This is a genomic window from Kocuria rosea subsp. polaris (assembly GCF_001483755.1).
In the GTDB taxonomy this organism is placed as follows: Bacteria; Actinomycetota; Actinomycetes; order Actinomycetales; family Micrococcaceae; genus Kocuria; species Kocuria cellulosilytica.
Genome location: NZ_LQBK01000040.1, coordinates 170,657 through 188,710, shown reverse-complemented (window position 1 = coordinate 188,710; position 18,054 = coordinate 170,657). Strand labels below are relative to the sequence as shown.

General features: G+C 74.5%; 13 protein-coding genes and 1 tRNA gene. 7 read left to right on the top strand and 7 right to left on the bottom strand.

The genetic code is table 11. From position 1 onward, the window contains the following. Window positions 1–8: 8 nt before the first annotated feature. The 4 genes from AVL61_RS16050 to AVL61_RS16035 all read right to left on the bottom strand — a co-directional run bounded on the left by AVL61_RS16050 (window position 9) and on the right by AVL61_RS16035 (window position 7,918). Entirely contained in the window at window positions 9–2,105 is a 2,097-nt protein-coding gene (locus AVL61_RS16050) for an acyltransferase family protein (RefSeq protein ID WP_082697236.1), read from the bottom strand. A 75-nt stretch (window positions 2,106–2,180) separates the two neighbouring features. Further along, on the bottom strand, window positions 2,181–3,272 hold the full coding sequence (locus tag AVL61_RS18640) for a glycosyltransferase family 2 protein (RefSeq protein WP_082697235.1): 1,092 nt from the start codon (window positions 3,270–3,272) through the stop codon (window positions 2,181–2,183). 54 nt (window positions 3,273–3,326) lie between these two features. Further along, window positions 3,327–5,513: a RecQ family ATP-dependent DNA helicase gene (locus AVL61_RS16040; protein WP_058875312.1), complete on the bottom strand. Its 2,187-nt coding sequence runs from the start codon at window positions 5,511–5,513 to the stop codon at window positions 3,327–3,329. Between the two features lie 614 nt (window positions 5,514–6,127). After that, the gene (locus AVL61_RS16035; RefSeq protein WP_058875311.1) at window positions 6,128–7,918 is read right to left on the bottom strand and encodes an AMP-binding protein; all 1,791 of its coding nucleotides are present in this window, start codon (window positions 7,916–7,918) and stop codon (window positions 6,128–6,130) included. 171 nt (window positions 7,919–8,089) lie between these two features. Here AVL61_RS16035 and AVL61_RS16030 point away from each other — a divergent pair, with 171 nt between their 5' ends. Then, window positions 8,090–9,616, top strand: a complete 1,527-nt coding sequence (locus tag AVL61_RS16030) for an MFS transporter (protein ID WP_058875310.1) — start codon at window positions 8,090–8,092, stop codon at window positions 9,614–9,616. Window positions 9,617–9,625: 9 nt separating this feature from the next. Here AVL61_RS16030 and AVL61_RS16025 read toward each other — a convergent pair whose 3' ends face one another. Next, the gene (locus AVL61_RS16025; RefSeq protein WP_058875309.1) at window positions 9,626–10,918 is read right to left on the bottom strand and encodes a DUF2254 domain-containing protein; all 1,293 of its coding nucleotides are present in this window, start codon (window positions 10,916–10,918) and stop codon (window positions 9,626–9,628) included. A 121-nt stretch (window positions 10,919–11,039) separates the two neighbouring features. Here AVL61_RS16025 and pstS point away from each other — a divergent pair, with 121 nt between their 5' ends. After that, window positions 11,040–12,188, top strand: a complete 1,149-nt coding sequence (gene pstS / locus AVL61_RS16020; RefSeq protein WP_058875308.1) for a phosphate ABC transporter substrate-binding protein PstS — start codon at window positions 11,040–11,042, stop codon at window positions 12,186–12,188. 111 nt (window positions 12,189–12,299) lie between these two features. Here the strand turns inward: pstS and AVL61_RS16015 are convergent, their stop codons facing one another. Next, entirely contained in the window at window positions 12,300–12,539 is a 240-nt protein-coding gene (locus AVL61_RS16015) for a hypothetical protein (RefSeq protein WP_058875307.1), read from the bottom strand. A 162-nt stretch (window positions 12,540–12,701) separates the two neighbouring features. On the opposite strand from AVL61_RS16015, the gene AVL61_RS16010 reads away from it, so the two are divergent. Both AVL61_RS16010 and AVL61_RS16005 read left to right on the top strand, forming a co-directional pair. After that, window positions 12,702–12,956: a hypothetical protein gene (locus AVL61_RS16010; protein WP_058875306.1), complete on the top strand. Its 255-nt coding sequence runs from the start codon at window positions 12,702–12,704 to the stop codon at window positions 12,954–12,956. A 174-nt stretch (window positions 12,957–13,130) separates the two neighbouring features. Next, complete coding sequence (locus AVL61_RS16005) at window positions 13,131–13,412, top strand: hypothetical protein (protein ID WP_058875305.1); 282 nt, start codon at window positions 13,131–13,133, stop codon at window positions 13,410–13,412. Window positions 13,413–14,329: 917 nt separating this feature from the next. Here the strand turns inward: AVL61_RS16005 and AVL61_RS16000 are convergent. Further along, window positions 14,330–14,402 (bottom strand) — tRNA-Lys (locus tag AVL61_RS16000). A 182-nt stretch (window positions 14,403–14,584) separates the two neighbouring features. Here AVL61_RS16000 and glsA point away from each other — a divergent pair. The 3 genes from glsA (at window position 14,585) to AVL61_RS15985 (ending at window position 18,053) form a co-directional block, all read left to right on the top strand. After that, the gene (gene glsA / locus AVL61_RS15995) at window positions 14,585–16,456 is read left to right on the top strand and encodes a glutaminase A (protein WP_058875304.1); all 1,872 of its coding nucleotides are present in this window, start codon (window positions 14,585–14,587) and stop codon (window positions 16,454–16,456) included. Between the two features lie 43 nt (window positions 16,457–16,499). Further along, entirely contained in the window at window positions 16,500–17,144 is a 645-nt protein-coding gene (locus AVL61_RS15990; RefSeq protein ID WP_058875303.1) for a hypothetical protein, read from the top strand. Window positions 17,145–17,438: 294 nt separating this feature from the next. Next, a complete protein-coding gene (locus AVL61_RS15985; protein WP_058875302.1) occupies window positions 17,439–18,053 on the top strand; it encodes a DUF47 domain-containing protein in 615 nt (204 codons plus the stop codon). The last annotated feature ends 1 nt before the right edge of the window (window position 18,054 follow it).

The following is an 18,054-nucleotide window of genomic DNA, read 5'->3' as shown; positions in this document are numbered from 1 at the left end:
GCGCACGCTCACTCCGAGGGCAGCCGCCCGGCCCCCTGCTGGACCCGCCGGTCGAACTGCTCCGTGAAGGCCGGGACCATCGAGACCACGTAGTCGCGGGGCATGTGGTTGTCGTCCATGTAGACCCAGCGGTTGCCGATCCGGGACGGGCACGTGCCGTCGGGGCAGATCCAGTCGCTCATGTCGATGCTGACGAAGTTCTCGTGCCGCGCCATCAGTGCCTCGGCCGGGTTCTGCGGGGCGAGTTTCTGCGCCCGCGGCGGATTGCAGCGCTCGGCGTCCGGGCCGTGCTGGTCGATGCAGGTGACCATGTTGAAGGGGAACCGCGGGTTGTCCCGGATCCCGACCACCGTGATGCCCCGCGAGCCGAGGTCCTCGAGGACCTGCTCGAAGCCGGGGGCGATCTGCTCGCCCGGCCCCTCGTCGGCGGTGACCGTGGACGTGGTGAACACGACGTCGATGTCCTGCTCCTCGAGGTACCGGTCCGTGAGCCCGATCAGCTCCTGGCACTCGGTGTTGTCCGTGGTCTCCACGGGCTGGTACCGGCAGGCGCCCCGGACGATCGAGCGCAGGTTCCAGCCGCGGTCCTGGGCCACGGCCTCGACCGCCGGCAGCCACTGCTCGGCGTGGGAGTTGCCGATCACCATGGCGTCGACCTCGGCGTCCGGGTCGACCGGCAGGGTCGAGCAGGCCACCTTGTAGCCGTCGAACCAGTCCTCCGTCGCGGCGTCGCAGGACTCCGGCAGGGCCGACCACTGCCCCTCGCGCACCAACGGGTCCGGGATCGTGGGCACGTCCGGGTCCCGCTCCCAGGAGAGGTCCCCGGTCAGCACGGTGGCTCCCGGGTTCTCGACGGCGGCCCGCTCCGCGGCCTCCTGCGCCTGCCGGTCCAGGACCGCCCGTGCCCCGGCGACGGGGACCAGCACGAGCGCCACGCACAGCACCACGAGCCCGAGCTGGTGCAGGCTCGCGCGGGGTCCCCCGCGGGGCCGCAGGGGCCGCTCGACGAGCCGGTGCACCAGCACGCCCAGGACGATGCTCCCCACCAGGATGAGCAGTCCGTGCAGCGGCGTGGCCTTGGCGCGGTCGGTGACCACCAGGTAGGTCACGAGCACGGGCCAGTGCACCAGGTAGACGGCGTAGGAGGCCTCGCCCAGGACCAGCAGGGGCCGGCGGCTGAGCAGGGCGTCCGCCCCGCGCGGGTCGCCGGTGTGCCCGGCCAGGATCACCAGGGCGGCCCCGGTCAGCGGCCACAGGGCCGCCCAGCCCGGGAAGGAGCCCTGGACGTCGAGCACGAGCCCGCACACGGCGATCGCCACGAGCCCGGTCCAGCCCAGCAGGAGGCGCAGCGCGCCCGGGAGGGTGACGCCCCGCAGCACGGCCAGGGCCAGCAGCGAGCCGAGGGCGAACTCCCACAGCCGGGCACGGGTGTCGAAGTAGGCGAAGGCCTGCTCGTTGTGCGTGGAGACCACGGAGAAGGCGAAGGAGGCGAGGAAGACGGCGCCGAACACGCCGGTGGCCACCCTGGCGACGGACCACCCGGTGCGCCGGGCGAGCAGCCCGCACAGGGCCAGCAGCAGCGGCCAGAGCAGGAACACCTGGCCCTGCACGGACAGGGACCAGAAGTGCTGGAACGGGCTGGCCCCGGACGTGTCCGCGGCGTAGTAGTCCACCGCGTTGAAGGCGAGCAGCCAGTTCTGGACGTACAGCACCGTGGCCGCCGCCTCCTCGATCGCGGCGTACCAGCGGTCGGGCGGGAACAGCAGGCGCACCGCCACGAGGGTGCCCAGGACCGTGACGACGACGGGGGGCAGCAGCCGGGAGAAGGTCCTGGCCCAGTAGCGGCCCAGCTGCGGCCCGCGGCCGGACTCGATCCGCCGGACGAAGGAGAGCGTCATGAGGAACGCGGAGATGAACAGGAAGACGTCCACCCCGCCCGAGACCCCGCCGATCCACACGTGGTAGACGGCGACCAGGAGGACGGCCACGGTCCGCAGCCCCTGGACCTCGGGGCGGAAGCGGTGGGCGGGCGGGGCCGTGCCCACCGGGGGCGCGGTGCGGCTCACGACCCCGGGGGAAGGGTCGGCGGGGAGGAGTCGGCTCATGGAGTTCTCTCGTCGGGCGGGGGGTCGGGCGACTGGCTGGGCCCCATTGTTCCACCGAACGGTGTCACCGTCCGGTCACACCAGCAGGGACGCGGCCATGAACCGCAGGGGCGCCTCCCGGTGCAGGGCCCACCGGGGGTCGCGCGGGAGCAGCGTGCCGGGACGGCCGAAGCAGCGCCGTCGCGCGGAGGCCTCGAGCACCTGCTCGGCGGTGGCTCCCGGCCGGACCACGAGGTCGAGCAGGTCCCGGTCGGCCCGCGGGAGGACCTCGAGCGCCGGTCCGCCCACCCGGTCCAGCAGCCGGAGCAGCGCCCGGCACGTCTCGGTGTCGTCGCCGGTCCACGCCTGCGCCGCCCGGGCGTGCACGGCGCCGAGCAGCTGGACCCGCAGCACCTTGACGGCGATGGCCGTGCGCTGCGCCGCCGCCAGCCCGGCGTACCAGGTGCCGCCGAGCAGGTCGGTGAACGCCGCGAGGTCCTCGGCGAGGGGCCGTTCCCCGGTGGTGATCCGCCCGTCGGCGTCGTCGTGCACCACGTAGTACGCCCGCCGCGGCGCGAGGTCGATGCGTCCGCCCCCGAACCAGGCGCGGGCGGTGAGCCCCAGGTCCTCCCCGGTGGCGTACTGTCCCTGGAAGCGCAGGCCGCGGGCGGCCAGGACCTCCCGGCGGAGCAGCCCCAGGCTGGTGGTGCGGTAGGCCAGCCGGTCCTTGACGGGGTCGAGGTCCGCCCGGCGGAAGGGGCGCGGCACGGGGGTGCGGAGCACGCCGCCGCCGCCCCGGAGCAGCCGAGGCAGCACCGCCGCCGAGCCGTGGCGCTCGGCGATCGCCGTCCAGGCCGCCAGCGCCCCCGGAGCGAGGGTGTCGTCGCTGTCCACGAAGGACACGTACCGGGCGCGGGAGCGCTCCAGGGCCAGGTTGCGGGGCGCGGCCGGGTTGGCGGTGCCGTCGAAGCACTCCAGCAGCTCGACGAGCGGCCGGTGCTGCACCGGGAGCCGGTCGCGGATCAGCGCGGCCCGCACGTTGTGGCAGACCACCGTGATGTGCACCCCGCCGCGTCCGCCGACCGGCAGCCCGCCCGCCAGCACGGAGCCGACGGCCCGGTCGACGGGTCGTGCGGTGGTGTGCACCGGGATGATGACGTCGACGAGCGGCGTGGGAGCAGAGGACACGCAGGACAGCGTACAAGACCGCGCCGGGGGTCCTGCCCGGGCGCGGTCCGCGCCTCAGCCCTGGGCGGCCAGGACGAACGGCAGCACGGGCCCGGCGCCGGCCCGGCGCAGGGCACGGGCGGCCACGGCGAGCGTCCAGCGGCTGTCCACGAGGTCGTCGACGAGCAGCACGGGCCGCCCGCCGAGCCGGTCCAGCCCCTCCGCGAGCTCGGGGGACACCCCGAACTTCTCCCACAGGGCCGCGAGGCGGTACGCGCTGTTGCCGCCGTGCCCCCCGGACGGGAAGCCCTCGGGGACGTCGAGCTCCCCGAGATAGGGCAGGTGCCCGACCTCGGCCATGCCCTGCGCCAGGGACCGCACGAGCCGGGGCCGGGAGCGGGACGGGACGGAGACGACCGCGGCGGGCCGGTCCGCCCAGCCCCACTCGGCGAGCACCTGGACGCAGGCCCGGCCGAGGGCGGGGTCCACCGCTCCGTCGACCGGCGCGCCCTGCTCGTCGGTGCGGAACACCTCGCGCAGCCGGTTGCCCCAGCCCAGGTCCGTGAGCCGGGCGAGCGCCCGGCCCTCGGCGCAGCGCTCCTCCTCCGGGATGCGTCCCTTGACGTCGACCCCGAGGCGCGGCATCCCGGTGGGCCACTGGGCGCGCGGCTCCAGCACGACGCCCACCCGGGTCAGGGCGGCCCCGGCGGAGTCGGTGGCGGACTCGTCGACGGTCGTGGGGTACCAGGGACCGGCGCAGCCGTCGCAGCGCCCGCAGGGCTCGGCCGTGGGGTCGTCGAGCTGCCGGGCGAGGAACTCCATCCGGCACCCGGTGGTGCGCTCGTACTCCAGCATGGCGTTCTGCTCGGCCACCCGCGCCGCGGCGATCCGCCCGTAGCGCTCGGCGTCGTAGTGCCACGGCGTCCCCGTGGCCCGCCACCCGCCCTGCACGCGCTCCACCGCGCCCTCGACGGCGAGGACCTTCAGGAGCAGCTCGAGCGGGCTGCGCCGGACGTCCACGCGGGACTCCAGCACGGCCACCGACAGGGGCCCGCCCGCGGCCGCCAGCTCGGCCAGCACGGCGGTGGCCTTCTGCTCGGTGGGCATCGACGCGGTGGCGAAGTACTCCCAGATCCGCCGGTCCTCGGTGCCCGGCAGCAGCAGGACGTCCGCGTTGTCCGTGGCGCGACCCGCACGGCCCACCTGCTGGTAGTAGGCCACGGGCGAGGACGGCGCGCCCAGGTGCACCACGAAGCCGAGGTCCGGCTTGTCGAAGCCCATGCCGAGCGCGGAGGTGGCCACGAGGGCCTTGACCCGGTTCTCCTTGAGGGCGGCCTCGAGCTCCTCGCGCTCGCCCTGGTCGGTGCGCCCCGTGTAGGCGCGCACCGGGATGCCGGCGCCGGCGAGCGCCTGGGCGGTGTCCTCGGCGGCGCCGACGGTCATCGCGTAGATGATCCCGCTGCCCGGGAGGGACCCGACGTGCTCGAGCAGCCAGGCCAGCCGCGCCGTGGCCGAGGGAAGCTCCAGCACGCCGAGGCGCAGGGACGCCCGGGAGAGCGGGCCGCGCAGCGTGAAGACCTCGCCCGTGCTGCTGCCGCCGGGCCGCACGCCCAGCTGCTCCTCGACGTCGGCGACCACTCGCTCGTTCGCGGTGGCGGTCGTGGCCAGGACGGGGACCTGCTCCGGGAGCCGGGCGATGAGGTCGCGGATGCGCCGGTAGTCGGGACGGAAGTCGTGGCCCCAGTCGGAGATGCAGTGGGCCTCGTCCACCACGAGCAGCCCGAGCCGAGCCACCAGCTGCGGCAGCTGCTGCTCCCGGAACACCGGGTTGTTGAGCCGCTCCGGGGAGACCAGCAGGACGTCGAGCTCGTCGGCCTCCAGCTGCGCGGCGATCTGCCCCCACTCGGTGGCGTTGGCGGAGTTGATGGCGGCCGCCCGCACGCCGGCGCGGGCGGCGGCGGAGACCTGGTCCCGCATGAGGGCCAGCAGCGGGGAGACGATCAGGGTGGGCCCGCGCCCCCGGGCCCGCAGGAGCAGGGCGGAGAGGAAGTAGACCGCGGACTTGCCCCATCCGGTCCGCTGCACCACCAGGGCCCGCCGGCCGCGTCCCACGAGGGCCTCGACGGCCTCGAACTGCCCCGGGTGGAACGCGGCGTCCGGCCGGCCGGTGAGCGCGCGCAGCAGCCCGAGGGCGTCCTCGTGCAGCGCCGGGTCCGGCGCGGTGTCGTGGGCGGCGGTGTCGTGGGCCGGGGAAGTCGTCATGGCCCCAGTCTTCCAGGGCCCCCCGACGCCGCCCGACCGGAGGCGGGGACCTGCCGTGGCGGCGGGCCCGGACAGAGCGATGCGCCCGCTGCCCATCCGCCGAGCGGATGGCCCCCGCAACGGGCGCATCGACCGGCCTGACGGCCGGTGGCGAGCAGAGACTCGCCTGGCGGGAGTACCGCCCCCCAGCGGTGCTCCCATTCGGTTCACCCCCCGATGAACCGGTTGCACGGGCACCCCCCGATGCCGTCGTGCACGCGGCCCATCCCCCGATGAACCGCTGTCGATCCGCCCCCCGGCGGATCAGTTGGTTCTGCCCCATCGGGTGAACCAATTGCCACCATGGTGGCAGGGTTTCCGGGACCTGTCACGGCGCGTGAAGTCACATTCGCCTCGGGGGACATCCATCGGAATTCATCCATTGGTGCTGGTCAGCGAGGGGTTCGGCGGCGCCTTTTCCCTACCGGGCGGTATTGCGCGGCGGCCCGCGTGGCACGAAGTGGGGACACCCCGCACGCCGGACGTCCCCCGTTGGGCGCACGGCCCGGGATGTGCGTGACGTCACATTCCGGGTGCCGCGCACCGGCCGGTGCGCCGCGCCCGGCGGCGGGACGTCAGCCGCGCAGCCCGGGGAAGTCCGCCTCCGTGTACTCGACGCCGTAGCCGCCGTCCGCGGGCGCCGCGGCGCCGGTGCGGTCCGCCGCCTCCTCGCGCTCCCGCAGCACCACCCGGCGGATCTTGCCCGAGATCGTCTTCGGCAGATCGGTGAACTCCACCCGGCGCACCCGCTTGTAGGGCGCCAGGTTCTCCCGGGCGAAGCGCAGGATCTCCCCCGCGAGCTCCCGGGTGGGCTCGGCGCCGGCGGCGAGCACCAGGTAGGCCTTCGGCACCGCGTGCCGGACCGGGTCCGGGGCCGGGACCACGGCGGCCTCGGCCACCGCCGGGTGCTCGATGAGCACGGACTCCAGCTCGAAGGGTGAGATCCGGTAGTCGGAGGCCTTGAAGACGTCGTCGGTGCGCCCCACGTACGTGTAGACGCCGTGCTCGTCCCGGCGGGCGATGTCGCGGGTGTGGTACCAGCCGTCCTGGACCACCTCGGCGGTGCGCTCGGGCTCGTCGATGTAGCCCGCCATGATCCCGGGCGGGTCGTCGTCGACCTTCAGGCAGATCTCCCCCTCCTCGGCGGGCGCACCGGTCTGCGGGTCGAAGAGCTCGACGACGAAGCCGGGCAGGGGCCGCCCCATGGCTCCCGGGACCACCGGCTGCCCCGGGGTGTTGGCGATCTGCAGCGTGGTCTCCGTCTGGCCGTAGCCGTCCCGGATCGTCACGCCCCACGCGTCCCGGACCCGGCGGATCACCTCGGGGTTGAGCGGCTCCCCGGCGGAGACGGCGGACGTCGGCGGGTCCTGCACGCGGTGCAGGTCGGCCTGGATGAGCATCCGCCACACGGTCGGCGGGGCGCAGAAGCTCGTGACCCCGGCGCGGCCCATCTGCTCCATGAGGCCCACCGCGTCGAAGCGGGCCTGGTTGTGGATGAACACGGTGGCCTCCGCGATCCACGGGGCGAAGAAGTTGGACCACGAGTGCTTGCCCCAGCCGGGCGAGGCGATGTTCAGGTGGACGTCCCCGGGGCGCAGGCCCATCCAGTAGACCGTGGACAGGTGCCCGAAGGAGTACGAGTAGTGGGTGTGCTCCACGAGCTTGGCCTGGGACGTGGTGCCGGAGGTGAAGTACAGCAGCAGGGGGTCCCGGGAGCGGGTGACGCCCTCCGGCACGAGCACGGGGTCCGCGTCCGCGGCCTCGGCGTAGGCGTGCACGGGACGGCCGGGCAGCTGCTCGCGCACCGCTCCGGCCCCCGCCCCGACGACGACGAGCTGGTAGTCCCCCTCGACGCCCGCGAACTTCGGCGCGTTGGTCGTGTCCGTGACGACCCACGAGACCCTCCCCCGCTGCACCCGGTCCTGCAGGTCCGCGGGCGGCATCATGACGGCGGTGGGGATCAGGGGCGCGCCCAGCTTCATGCCGGCGAGCTGGACCTCCCACAGCTCGAGCTGGTTGCCGAGCATGAGCAGGACCCGGTCGCCGCGCCGCACCCCGAGGCCCCGCAGCCAGTTCGCGGTGCGGGACGAGGACTCGGCGAGCTCGCGGAAGGTCCGGCGCAGCTCCGTGCCGTCCTCCTCGACGATCCACAGCGCGTCCCGGGCCCCGCGCCGCGGGTCCCGGGCCACGTGGTCGAACCAGTCCAGGGCGTAGTTGAAGTGCTCCATCCGCGGCCAGCGGAACTCCTCGCGGGCCCGGTTGTAGTCCTCCCGCAGCTCCAGGACACGGTCCCGGGCCGCCTCGTACTGCTCGGAGACGCCGGGGGCGGCGTCGGACATCGCGCTCGTGGGGACCGGCTCGACCATCGGGGACCTCAATCTTTCCGCTGCGTGCTTGCCGCTACGTGCCGGGCGGGCTCGCCCGGCGGGCCGTCCCGAGCAGTCTAGTGCGGCGCGGACCCCTCCGTCCGGAACGGGCCGGCGCCGGCTCTGGAAGGATGGGCCCCGCACCCCGTCCCGAAGGAGCTCCGTCCCGCCATGCTGTCCCCGGCACCCGACGCCCCGGCCCGCGCCGGCGCCCGTGAGTGGGCCGCGCTCGTGGTCCTGATGCTGCCGGTGCTGCTGATCTCCGTGGACAACACGGTGCTGAACTTCGCCCTGCCGGAGATCTCCCGGCAGCTGCGCCCCACCGGAGCCCAGCTGCTGTGGATGGTGGACGCCTATCCGCTGGTGCTCGCCGGGCTGCTCGTGCCCATGGGCGCCCTCGGGGACCGGGTGGGCCGCCGCCGGCTGCTGCTGGTGGGCAGCACGGGCTTCGCGGCCGTGTCCGCGGTGGCCGCGTTCGCCCCGAGCGGGGAGGTGCTCGTCGCCGCGCGGGCGGCGCTGGGCCTCTTCGGGTCGATGCTGATGCCCGCCACCCTGTCCCTGCTGCGCAACATGTTCCACGACGCCACGCAGCGGCGGACGGCCATCGCGGTGTGGGCCACGGGCTTCTCGGCGGGCGGGGTCCTGGGGCCGGTCGTCGGCGGGTTCCTGCTCCAGCACCTCTGGTGGGGGTCCGTGTTCCTGCTGGCGGTCCCCGTGCTGCTGCCGCTGCTGGTCCTGGCGCCCGTGCTGGTGCCCGAGTCCCGCAACCCCGCGCCGGGTCCGGTGGACGTGCCCAGCGCCGCGCTGATCGTGGTGGCCATGGTGGCCCTGGTGCACGGGATCAAGGATCTCGGCGCGCACGGGCCCTCCGCCGGCGTGCTGGCCGCCGCGGTGGCGGCCGCGGCCGCCGGGGCGCTGTTCGTGCGCCGTCAGCTGCGCAGCCCGGTGCCGATGCTGGACCTGCGGTTGTTCCGCCACGCCCCGTTCGCCGGCGGACTGCTCAACAACCTGGTGGCCTCGACCACCTTCATCGGCTTCCTGTTCTTCGTCTCCCAGCACCTGCAGCTCGTGGAGGGCATGCCGCCCCTGCAGGCGGGTCTGGCCCTCCTGCCGGGCGCCGCCGTCACGATCGCCTCGGGGCTGCTGGTGGTGCACGTGGTCGGCTTCGTGCCGCCGGCGCTCGTGCTCGGCGGCGGGCTGCTCGTCATGGCCTCGGGCTTCCTGCTCGTCCTGCTCGGCGACCTCTCCGGCGGGCTCGTGCTCGTGGTCGCCCTCGTGGTCGTCGGGCTGGGCTCGGGCGCCGCCCAGACGATCGCGGGGGACCTCGTCCTCACCGAGGTGCCGCTCGAGCAGGCCGGCGCCGCCTCGGCGATCTCGGAGACCGCCTACGAGCTGGGCGCCGCGCTCGGCGTGGCCGTCCTGGGCACAGCCGTGACCGCGACCTACGCCCGCCGCACGGTCCTGCCGCCCGGACTGGACCCGGAGCAGGCCGCCACCGCGTCCGAGACCCTCGGCGGGGCGGTCGTGGTCGCCGCGGCCCTCGGCCCGGACGCGTCCGGAGAGCTGCTGGCCTCGGCCGTCGCCGCCTTCGAGGCCGGCGTGCACCTGTCGGCCGGGATCGGCGCCGCCCTGCTGGCCGCGACCGCCGTGGCCGTGGGCGTCCTGCTGCGCCGCGTCCCGCGGCTCCGGCGCCGGTAGCGGACGCGCTCAGCCGGCCGAGCGCACCCTGACGTGCTGCTCCACCCGGGCGAGGTCCCGGGGGTGCGGCGCGCTGTCCCGGAACTGGTCGAGCAGCACCTCGACGTGCTCGCGCACCTGCCGCTGCACGGACGGGTGGATGCTCGCCTCCTCCAGGCGCGCGGCGAGGTCCACGAGGGCGAGCAGGACGCTCACGTGCCCGGTGGCGTGCGGGCGGATCTGGTCGAACGGCATGTCGACGAGCTCGTCGATCCCCACCGTCCCGTACCGCAGCCGGTGCACGCCGTCCATCACGACCGTGTTGCCGGGCAGCGGGCGCGAGACGGCCCGGACGAGACCGGACGCGACCTCCTCGATGGCGTTGACCGCGGTGTAGGGGTCGTTGGTGCTCGGGGACAGGGCGCGCACGGCGAGCTCCACCACCTGCTGCTCCGCGAAGCGCACGTCCTCGTCGGCCGAGCGCGAGTCGCTCAGCCGGACGCAGCGCCGCAGCCGGTCCCGGAGCTCCTCGGCGCGGTGCTCGGGCCACACCCGGAACAGGGGTTCCGAGGCCAGGACGTGGTCGCCCACGCGCGGGACGAGCTCGATCTCGACGTCACCGGACCCTGCGTGGTCGCGCAGCCGCTCGAAGTCGACGTCGGCGACGTAGCCGTCGGCGCCCGCCGTGATCCCGCCCCCGCCGTCGCGGTGCCGCACCGTCCGGACGAGCTCCTCCGGCACCTCCTCCGGGTGCCACCGCTCGATCACGCCCAGCAGCCGTCGGCGGGCGCCGCGGACGAGGGTGTCCACCTGCACGGAGTCCGCGATGTGGTGGATGAAGTAGACGACCAGCGCCACGTCCGCGACCGCTATCAGCACCGCGAGGTTGACCGCCAGATGGGGGACGAACGGCTGGGCGAGGTCGTCGGAGGCCGAACGGATGGTGCGCAGGACCAGCAGGGAGTAGATGAAGGTGGAGACGAGCACGCCCAGCACCAGCTGGTTCCAGCGGTCCGCCATGAAGTTGCGCACCAGCCGCGGGCCGTACGTGGAGCTGGCCGTGGCGATCACCGAGATCGTGATGGAGAAGGCGGTCGCGGCCACGCCGAGCATCGATCCGCCGATCGCGGCGAGCATCGCCCGGGACCCGTCGATGCCGACGGCGTAGACCCAGGCGATCCACGGGGAGTCCAGGCCCTCGGGCAGCCACCGGTCCAGGGCCACGACGGACTGGGCCAGCACGACGGCGATGAGCACGCACACGGCGGGCACGAACCAGAAGTTGCTGGACACCCAGCGCCAGGAGGAGGAGAGCTTTTCCATGGGCTCACCCTAGACCGGCCCTCCGCGCCGGTGGCGGTAGGCTGGGCGCCCGGACCCGCACGCCTGCGGGTGCGCCGCCTCCCTGACGCCGCACCCTGACCGCTTCCGAGGAGACCCTTCCATGCTCAACGCTTCGCGACCGCCCCGCCGGACCAGGCCCGCCCGGGCGCTGCGGACCGGCGCGGCACCGGCCCTGGTCCTGGCCCTGACGGCGCTGACGGGGTGCGGCTCCGACTATCCGCTCGGCGAGGAGCAGCGCCGGGCGGCGGAGGAGGGCGGCTCGGACCTGTCCGGGATCCTGACCGGCGTGGGGTCCTCGGCGCAGAACGCCGCCATGCTGACCTGGCGCAGCGGCTTCGAGTCGAGGCACCCGGACGCCCAGGTGCAGTACCTCTCCGCGGGCTCCGGGGCCGGGCGCAGCGCTCTCGTGGGCGGCGGCACGGACTTCGCCGGCTCGGACGCGTACCTGGACGAGGAGGAGCAGGCCGAGGTCCGCGAGTTCTGCGGTCCCGGCGGCGCCCTGAACATCCCCGTCTACATCTCCCCGATCAGCATCGCCTTCAACCTCCCCGGCATCCAGGAGCTGAACCTCGACGCCGCGACCATCGCGCGCATCTTCCGGCACGAGATCACCCGGTGGGACGACCCGGCGATCGCCGCCCAGAACGAGGGCGTGGAGCTGCCCGACCTGCCCATCACCCCCATCGCCCGCGCGGACGACTCGGGGACGACCGAGAACTTCACCGACTACCTGCACTCGGTGGTCCCCGAGGTGTGGACGGACGAGGAGGACGGCAGCTGGCCGTCGGAGCTGCCCACCGAGCGTTCCCAGGGCAACGCCGGGGTGGTGAGCCTCACGGCGGAGACCGAGGGCGCCGTGACCTACGCGGACGACTCGCTCGTGGACGAGTCCCTCGGCAAGGCCAGGGTGGAGGTCGGCTCCGAGTACGTGGCCGTGTCCGGCGAGGCGGCCGGCGCCGCGGTCGGCGAGGCCTCCCGCGTGGAGGGCACCGGACCGCACGACATCGCCCTCGAGCTGGACCGCGAGCCGGACGTGCCCGGGGCCTACCCGGTGGTCCTGGTCTCCTACCACATCTACTGCAGCAGCTACGCGGATCCGGAGGTCCTCGAGCTGGCCAAGGCGTTCGGGCACTACGTGGTCAGCGAGGAGGGCCAGCAGGCCTCGTCGGAGGCCGTCAAGAGCGCCCCGCTGCCGGAGAACCTGACCGCCGAGGCGCAGGCCGCCCTCGACTCGATCAGCCTCCGCTGACCGGTCGGGACGGGGCCGGGCTCGGCAACGCTCATCGGCGCGGGCCGCACACGGCGCGGGACACGGTCGCGGCGGTGCGCGAACGGCTCACCGCCAGCCGGCGGCAGCGCCCTACGCGGGGCCGTCGGGCCCGTGCCCGTCGGGTCCGGCATCGTCCGGGCGCCGGTCCCGCCGGAGGAAGCGGACCACCCGGACGGCGATGACCGCCGACCAGAGCAGCAGCAGCACGAGCACGAGGGCGCTGAACGCCCCGTCCTCCGCGGACCAGGTGAGGAGCTGGCCCCCGAGCAGCAGCACCGCGGTCGCGGACAGCAGGACGAGGGCCGTGCGTTCGCTGCTTCGCTCGGACATGGCGGCTCCTGCCGGTCGGCACCCTGGTCCCCGGATCCTCGCACACCCGGGCGGACCGGCGGCGGCCGGGCCCGCGACCCGACCTTCCTCCGCGACGTTCCTCCGCGACGGCGCCGCGCCCCGCTACCGTAGGAGGAGTCGTCCCCGACAGAGAGGCTCCCGATGCGCCGCACGATCCCCGCCGTGGCCCTGCTCGCGCTGACGCTGACCGGGTGCGACGACCGGCCGCAGGACGCGGAGAGCACGCCCGGCGTCTCTCCCACCTCGTTCAGCCCTCCTCCCCCGGTCACGACCACTCCGACCCCCACCCCGGACGGTCTTCCGACGGACCCCGGGACCGGCCCCGCGGCCCCGGCGCCGGACCCGCCCGGCCCCGAGTCCGTCCCCACCCCCTCCGAGCAGCTCGAGGGGCCGTAGGGCGGGCAGCAGGCCGGACCCGGCTCGGCGACGCCCTCCGGCAGGACAAAAGTGCAGGCGGGGCCGACGGACGTCTACTCCTCGATCCATCGGCGACACGCGCACGCCACGAGTGCGAACACGTCGTCACATGCACAAACATGGACATACCCCCTCTTCCTGGAAGGCACCCCCATGTACGAGAACACCGCTCTCGTCCCCCGCCCCCACTGGGCCACCCGTCAGGAGATGACCGACCCCGAGACGGTCACCAACTCGCGGGAGCTGCCCGCCCGGTCCCTCGCCGGCCCGTCACCGGTCGCGCTCCTGGAGACCTGGGAGCTCATCAGCACCGCGGACGGCTCCTACGCCCATCCCGACGGCACGGTCCTCCACATCGGCCATGAGGCGTGGACCGTGGAGCAGGCCAGGGCCCTGCGCGACCGCATCGGCGAGGCCCTCGCCCTGCTCGACTAGCAGTTCGCCGCCCGCGCCCCGGCGCAGAGCTTCCCGGCACGTGCTCCGCGGCAGCTCCGTGACCGCGGACCGTGCGGCCGGGACCACGGCACCACGGTCTCCGCGCGCGAAGCGCCCCCGCCCCTGTCCCCCCTTGCGTGTCTTGCAGGTGCAAATGCCCTCCCGTAGGAAGGAAGCCAGCTGACGGGGCACCGCTCGCCGCGCGGAGGGGGAACGCGTTCATGACCGACACCCGGGGAACACCGAGGGGTCTGACGGCACTCGGGGCGGTCCTTCTGCTGGCGCCGTTCTGGGCGCTGCGCCGGCTGGAGCTCCCGCTCTGGGCGACGGTGCTCTGGCTGGGGACCGTCGGCGCCGGTCTCCTGTTCTGCCGGTGGGCCCCCCGTGCGGCACGCCACGAGCGCTTCTGCCTCCAGGACGAGTGGGCGTCGGGGCTGCCCGCCGCCCAGGCCCTGGACCGCATCACGGAGCACTTCCGCGCGGATGGCGCCACGGTCCGGCAGAAGGGCAAGGAGGCCGTCGTCGACGTCGGGTCGGACGTCGCGTTCCGGCTCAGCGGCACCGGGTCCGCCCGGGGACGGCGACGTTTCCCCTCCACCCTCACCGTGACGGCGACCGACACCGGCGCCGGCTCCGCCCTGAGGGCGCAGTGCCGGGACAACCTGGGCTGGTACGCCACGATGCCCGCCCGGATCCCGCAGTGGGCGGCCGAGCGCAACGCCCGCCTCGTCGACTCCGCCCGCTGCCTCACCGGGGCCGCCACGGAGCGCGCCCGCCCGGCCGGCGCCGAGGGCCGCCCCTGCGACGGAGGCCTCCACCCGGGGACCGCGGCGCTCCCGGGACACGATCCGCGTGCCGGCCACGGCGAAGGGCCCCGGCCCCCGGGAGTTCCCGGGGGCCGAGGCCCTTGCGCTGCGTGGGCCCCGTGGGGCTCGAACCCACGACCCATGGATTAAAAGTCCACTGCTCTGCCAACTGAGCTAGAGGCCCGTGCTCCACCGGCGGGCGCGGGGCACGGCCGGTCCGGAGCGGGCACCACTCTACCGCACGGTTCCCGCCGCGACCCGGACCCCGCCGCCCCCGGCGGGCAGGCCGGATCCGCTCAGCCGCCCGACGGCTAGAGTGGTGGCCTGTCCCGTGCCGCCCACGCCGACCCGACCGGAGGACCGACCGTGCCGCACCCGAGCACCGAGGAAGAAGCACGCGCCGAGACGGGGCTCTTCGGCCCGTCGGCCGTCACCGAGTACCTCGCGCAGGTGGTGGAGCAGCTGCGGGACGTCCGCGGCGGCGAGCCCAGCCCCTCCATCCCCGCGCTCGCGCAGGCCGACACCGAGCGCTTCGGCGTCGTCATCGCCACCGCGGACGGGCACGTCTACGAGGCCGGCAGCACGCGGGACGAGTTCAGCATCCAGTCGATCTCCAAGGCCTTCACCTACGCGCTCGCGCTCTCCGACCTCGGGGCGGAGGCGGTGCACGCGAAGATGGACGTGGAGCCCAGCGGGGACGCCTACAACGAGATCTCCCTCCAGCCCGGCACCGGACGGCCCGCCAACCCGATGATCAACGCCGGCGCTATCGCCTCGACGTGGCTCGTGCCCGACAGCGACCGCGACCTGCGCCGGGACCGGATCCGGGACGCCTACTCGCGGTGCGCGGGCCGGGAGCTGGCGATCAGCCCGGAGGTCCTCGACCAGGAGCGCGACGCCGGGGACCGCAACCGCGCCCTCGGCTATCTCCTGGCCTCCGCCGGGATCATCGACGGGGACCCGACCCAGGCCCTCGAGGACTACTTCGCCCAGTGCTCGGTGCTCATCACGTGCCGCGACCTCGCCCTGATGGGCGCGACCCTCGCCAACGGGGGCACGAACCCGCTGACCGGGGACGAGGTGTTCGACGTCGGGACGGTCTCCCGGGTGCTGTCCGTCATGAGCTCCTGCGGGATGTACGACGACGCCGGCGAGTGGATGGTCCGGGTGGGCCTGCCCGCGAAGTCCGGGGTGGGCGGCGGCATCATCGCCGTCCTGCCCGGGGAGCTGGCGGTGGCCACCTTCTCCCCGGCCCTGGACCGGCACGGCAACAGCGTGCGCGGGGTGCTCGCCTGCGAGCGGCTCTCCCAGGACCTCGACCTGCACTTCACGCACACCGCCCGGGTGGCCCGCTCCACCGTGCGCGCCAGCTACCCGATCGACCAGTCCCCGTCGCTCGTGCGCCGCAACGCCGAGGCCGAGGCGGTGCTGGCCGAGCACGGCAAGGACGCCGTGGTCGTGGAGCTCCAGGGCGACCTGCTGTTCACGGGCACCGAGACCGCGATCCGCACGGTCCGCGACGTCGCCTACGGCGCCCAGTACGTGGTGGTGGACCTGCGCCGGGTGGACGTGATCGCGGAGTACGCCATACCGCTGCTGGCCAAGACCCGGGCCGAGCTGCAGGCGGCGGGCCGCACCGTGGTGGCGGTGGCCACCGATCCGGGCTTCGCCGACTCCTTCGAGGGCGAGCCGCCGCTGGAGGTCTTCCCCAGCCGGGCCGCGGCCATCAAGTGGGTCGAGGACGCGCTGCTCGAGGAGCACGGCGGACCGGAGTGCACCCCGTCCCGGGTCCGGCCCGTGGAGTCCGAGCTGTTCTCCCGGCTGGAGCCCGAGGACGCCCGCGCCCTCCGCGCGCGGACCGTCGAACGGACGTGGGCGGCCGGGGAGAACATCCTGCGCACGGGACAGAACTTCGCCGGCATCCACCTCATCGTCAGCGGCAGCGTCTCGATGTCCCTGCGCACCCCCGTCGGCGAGCGCGTCGAGCTGCAGGTCCTCGGGCCCGGGATGAGCTTCGGGGAGCTCGCCCTCGGCACCGGGGACAAGCAGCACGTGACGCTCAGCGCCGTCACCGACGTCACCGCGCGGGTGCTGCCCCCGCAGACGCTCGCGGAGCTCGAGCAGGAGGACCCCGCCCTGGGACTGCGGCTGTGGAAGGCACTGGCCCGGGACGGCTTCGAGCGGGCCGACCAGCAGTGGCGGGACGCGGCGGTGCACGCCTCGGCCAGCGACTGGTGAGCGCTCCGTGGCCCGCCGCGGGCCACGGCCGTACGCTGGACGCATGAGCGAAGCTCCCCGCCACCACAAGCCGGTGAAGTTCTCCCCGGAGCAGTTCGACGCGCACGAGGGCGGCCCCGACCCGGCGCGCGTCTCCGAGGCCGCCCACCTCGCCGCCCACGCCCTGGTCTCCCGCGGGCGCGCCAGCGACGACCCCGAGATCAGCCGGCGGCTCATCGAGCTGACCGACGAGCAGGGCCTGGAGGGGATCGCCGAGATGTGGGCGGAGGCCCCGGCGGTCTCCCTGCCCGGGGCCCTGTGGCGGCTCTACGCCCTGCGGGCCGGGGTCCGGAAGGACCCGGTGCGGATGGGCCGCTACTTCGCGGCGGGGCGGAGCACCGCGCAGGTCTCGCACGTGGTGGCCGGGGTCGCGGAGCCGCCCGGGGCGGAGGAGATCACCTCGATGGCGGACGCCATCCTCTCCGGGGCGTTCAACGGGGAGTTCGACGTCGCCCTGGACCGGTTCGCGGCCTTCTGCCGCGTGATCGCCCTCGGCCGGATCCGGCTGGCGGACACCGGGCAGATGCCGGTCGTGGACCCCGGCGCGGCACGGCCCCCGAGCACCGTGGCCCTCACCCAGCGGCTCGAACGGACCGCGGAGGAGCTCGAGGCCGCCGCGAACCAGTGGCGCCGCGGCCACCTCGACTGAGCTCCGCCGCGCCGGCCCCGTGAGCCCTGCCGTGCGGGAGCCCACAGCCGCAGGACTTGGCCTCACGTGCACGTCGACTACCATGGGAGCCAGGTGCCGGGCCGCGGCAGCCCCGGGCTCCATCACATAGCCGCCACGAGCGGCCTTCCGCCGAGAGGCGCTCCCGGTCCGGCACCGCCCCTCTTCCCTCCTCCCGGGGACCACCGGGCGCCCCCGGGCCGCCCGACGCCCCCATGTACAGTGGGATCCGCCGTGCTCCGCGGCGCAGGTCCCCACGCCCAGGACGGTCACCACATGGCGCTTCGCATCTTCCCGGAGGACGAGCTGGTCCTGGACCTGCTGGCGGACATGTCGGGACAGGTGACGGAGGCCGTCCGGCTCCTGTCCGAGCTGCTGGGCTCCCCCGAGGTCGACACCACGACCCTCGACGCGGTCCGCGAGTGCGAGGCCCGGTCCACGGACCTGTACTTCTCCGTGATGACCACGGTGCGCTCCACGTTCGTGATCCCCATTCCCCGGCAGGACGTCTACATCCTGGGGCACTGGCTCAACAAGGCCGCCGAGGAGCTGCTGGCCGTCGCGGAGGCCCACGTCGCCTACGCCCTCACCCGGCCGCCCTCGTACGCCACGGACCAGCTCGGGGTGATCGAGCGGATGTCCGAGCTGACCACCCGGGCGATGCGCGACCTCGGCAGCCTCCAGGGCCTGGACGACTACTGGTACGAGATGCTGCGGCTGGGCAAGCAGTCGGAGCGCATCTACCAGCTGCACATGTCCCACCTGCTGGAGCACCACAAGGCGATCGCCGCGATGCGGCGGGAGCGCGCCGTCCGGCGCTTCGCCGGAGCCGCCCGGGCCCTCGTCCGGGTCTCCACCGAGGTGGGCCGCATCGTCGTGGCGGAGTCCTGAC

Bases quoted from the DNA above. Each gene is read 5' to 3' on its own strand.
- AVL61_RS16050 (WP_082697236.1), bottom strand. From the start codon at position 2,105: ATGAGCCGACTCCTCCCCGCCGACCCTTCCCCCGGGGTCGTGAGCCGC.
- AVL61_RS16040 (WP_058875312.1), bottom strand. From the start codon at position 5,513: ATGACGACTTCCCCGGCCCACGACACCGCCGCCCACGACACCGCGCCG.
- AVL61_RS16035 (WP_058875311.1), bottom strand. From the start codon at position 7,918: ATGGTCGAGCCGGTCCCCACGAGCGCGATGTCCGACGCCGCCCCCGGC.
- AVL61_RS16030 (WP_058875310.1), top strand. From the start codon at position 8,090: ATGCTGTCCCCGGCACCCGACGCCCCGGCCCGCGCCGGCGCCCGTGAG.
- AVL61_RS16025 (WP_058875309.1), bottom strand. From the start codon at position 10,918: ATGGAAAAGCTCTCCTCCTCCTGGCGCTGGGTGTCCAGCAACTTCTGG.
- pstS (WP_058875308.1), top strand. From the start codon at position 11,040: ATGCTCAACGCTTCGCGACCGCCCCGCCGGACCAGGCCCGCCCGGGCG.
- AVL61_RS16015 (WP_058875307.1), bottom strand. From the start codon at position 12,539: ATGTCCGAGCGAAGCAGCGAACGCACGGCCCTCGTCCTGCTGTCCGCG.
- AVL61_RS16010 (WP_058875306.1), top strand. From the start codon at position 12,702: ATGCGCCGCACGATCCCCGCCGTGGCCCTGCTCGCGCTGACGCTGACC.
- AVL61_RS16005 (WP_058875305.1), top strand. From the start codon at position 13,131: ATGTACGAGAACACCGCTCTCGTCCCCCGCCCCCACTGGGCCACCCGT.
- AVL61_RS15990 (WP_058875303.1), top strand. From the start codon at position 16,500: ATGAGCGAAGCTCCCCGCCACCACAAGCCGGTGAAGTTCTCCCCGGAG.
- AVL61_RS15985 (WP_058875302.1), top strand. From the start codon at position 17,439: ATGGCGCTTCGCATCTTCCCGGAGGACGAGCTGGTCCTGGACCTGCTG.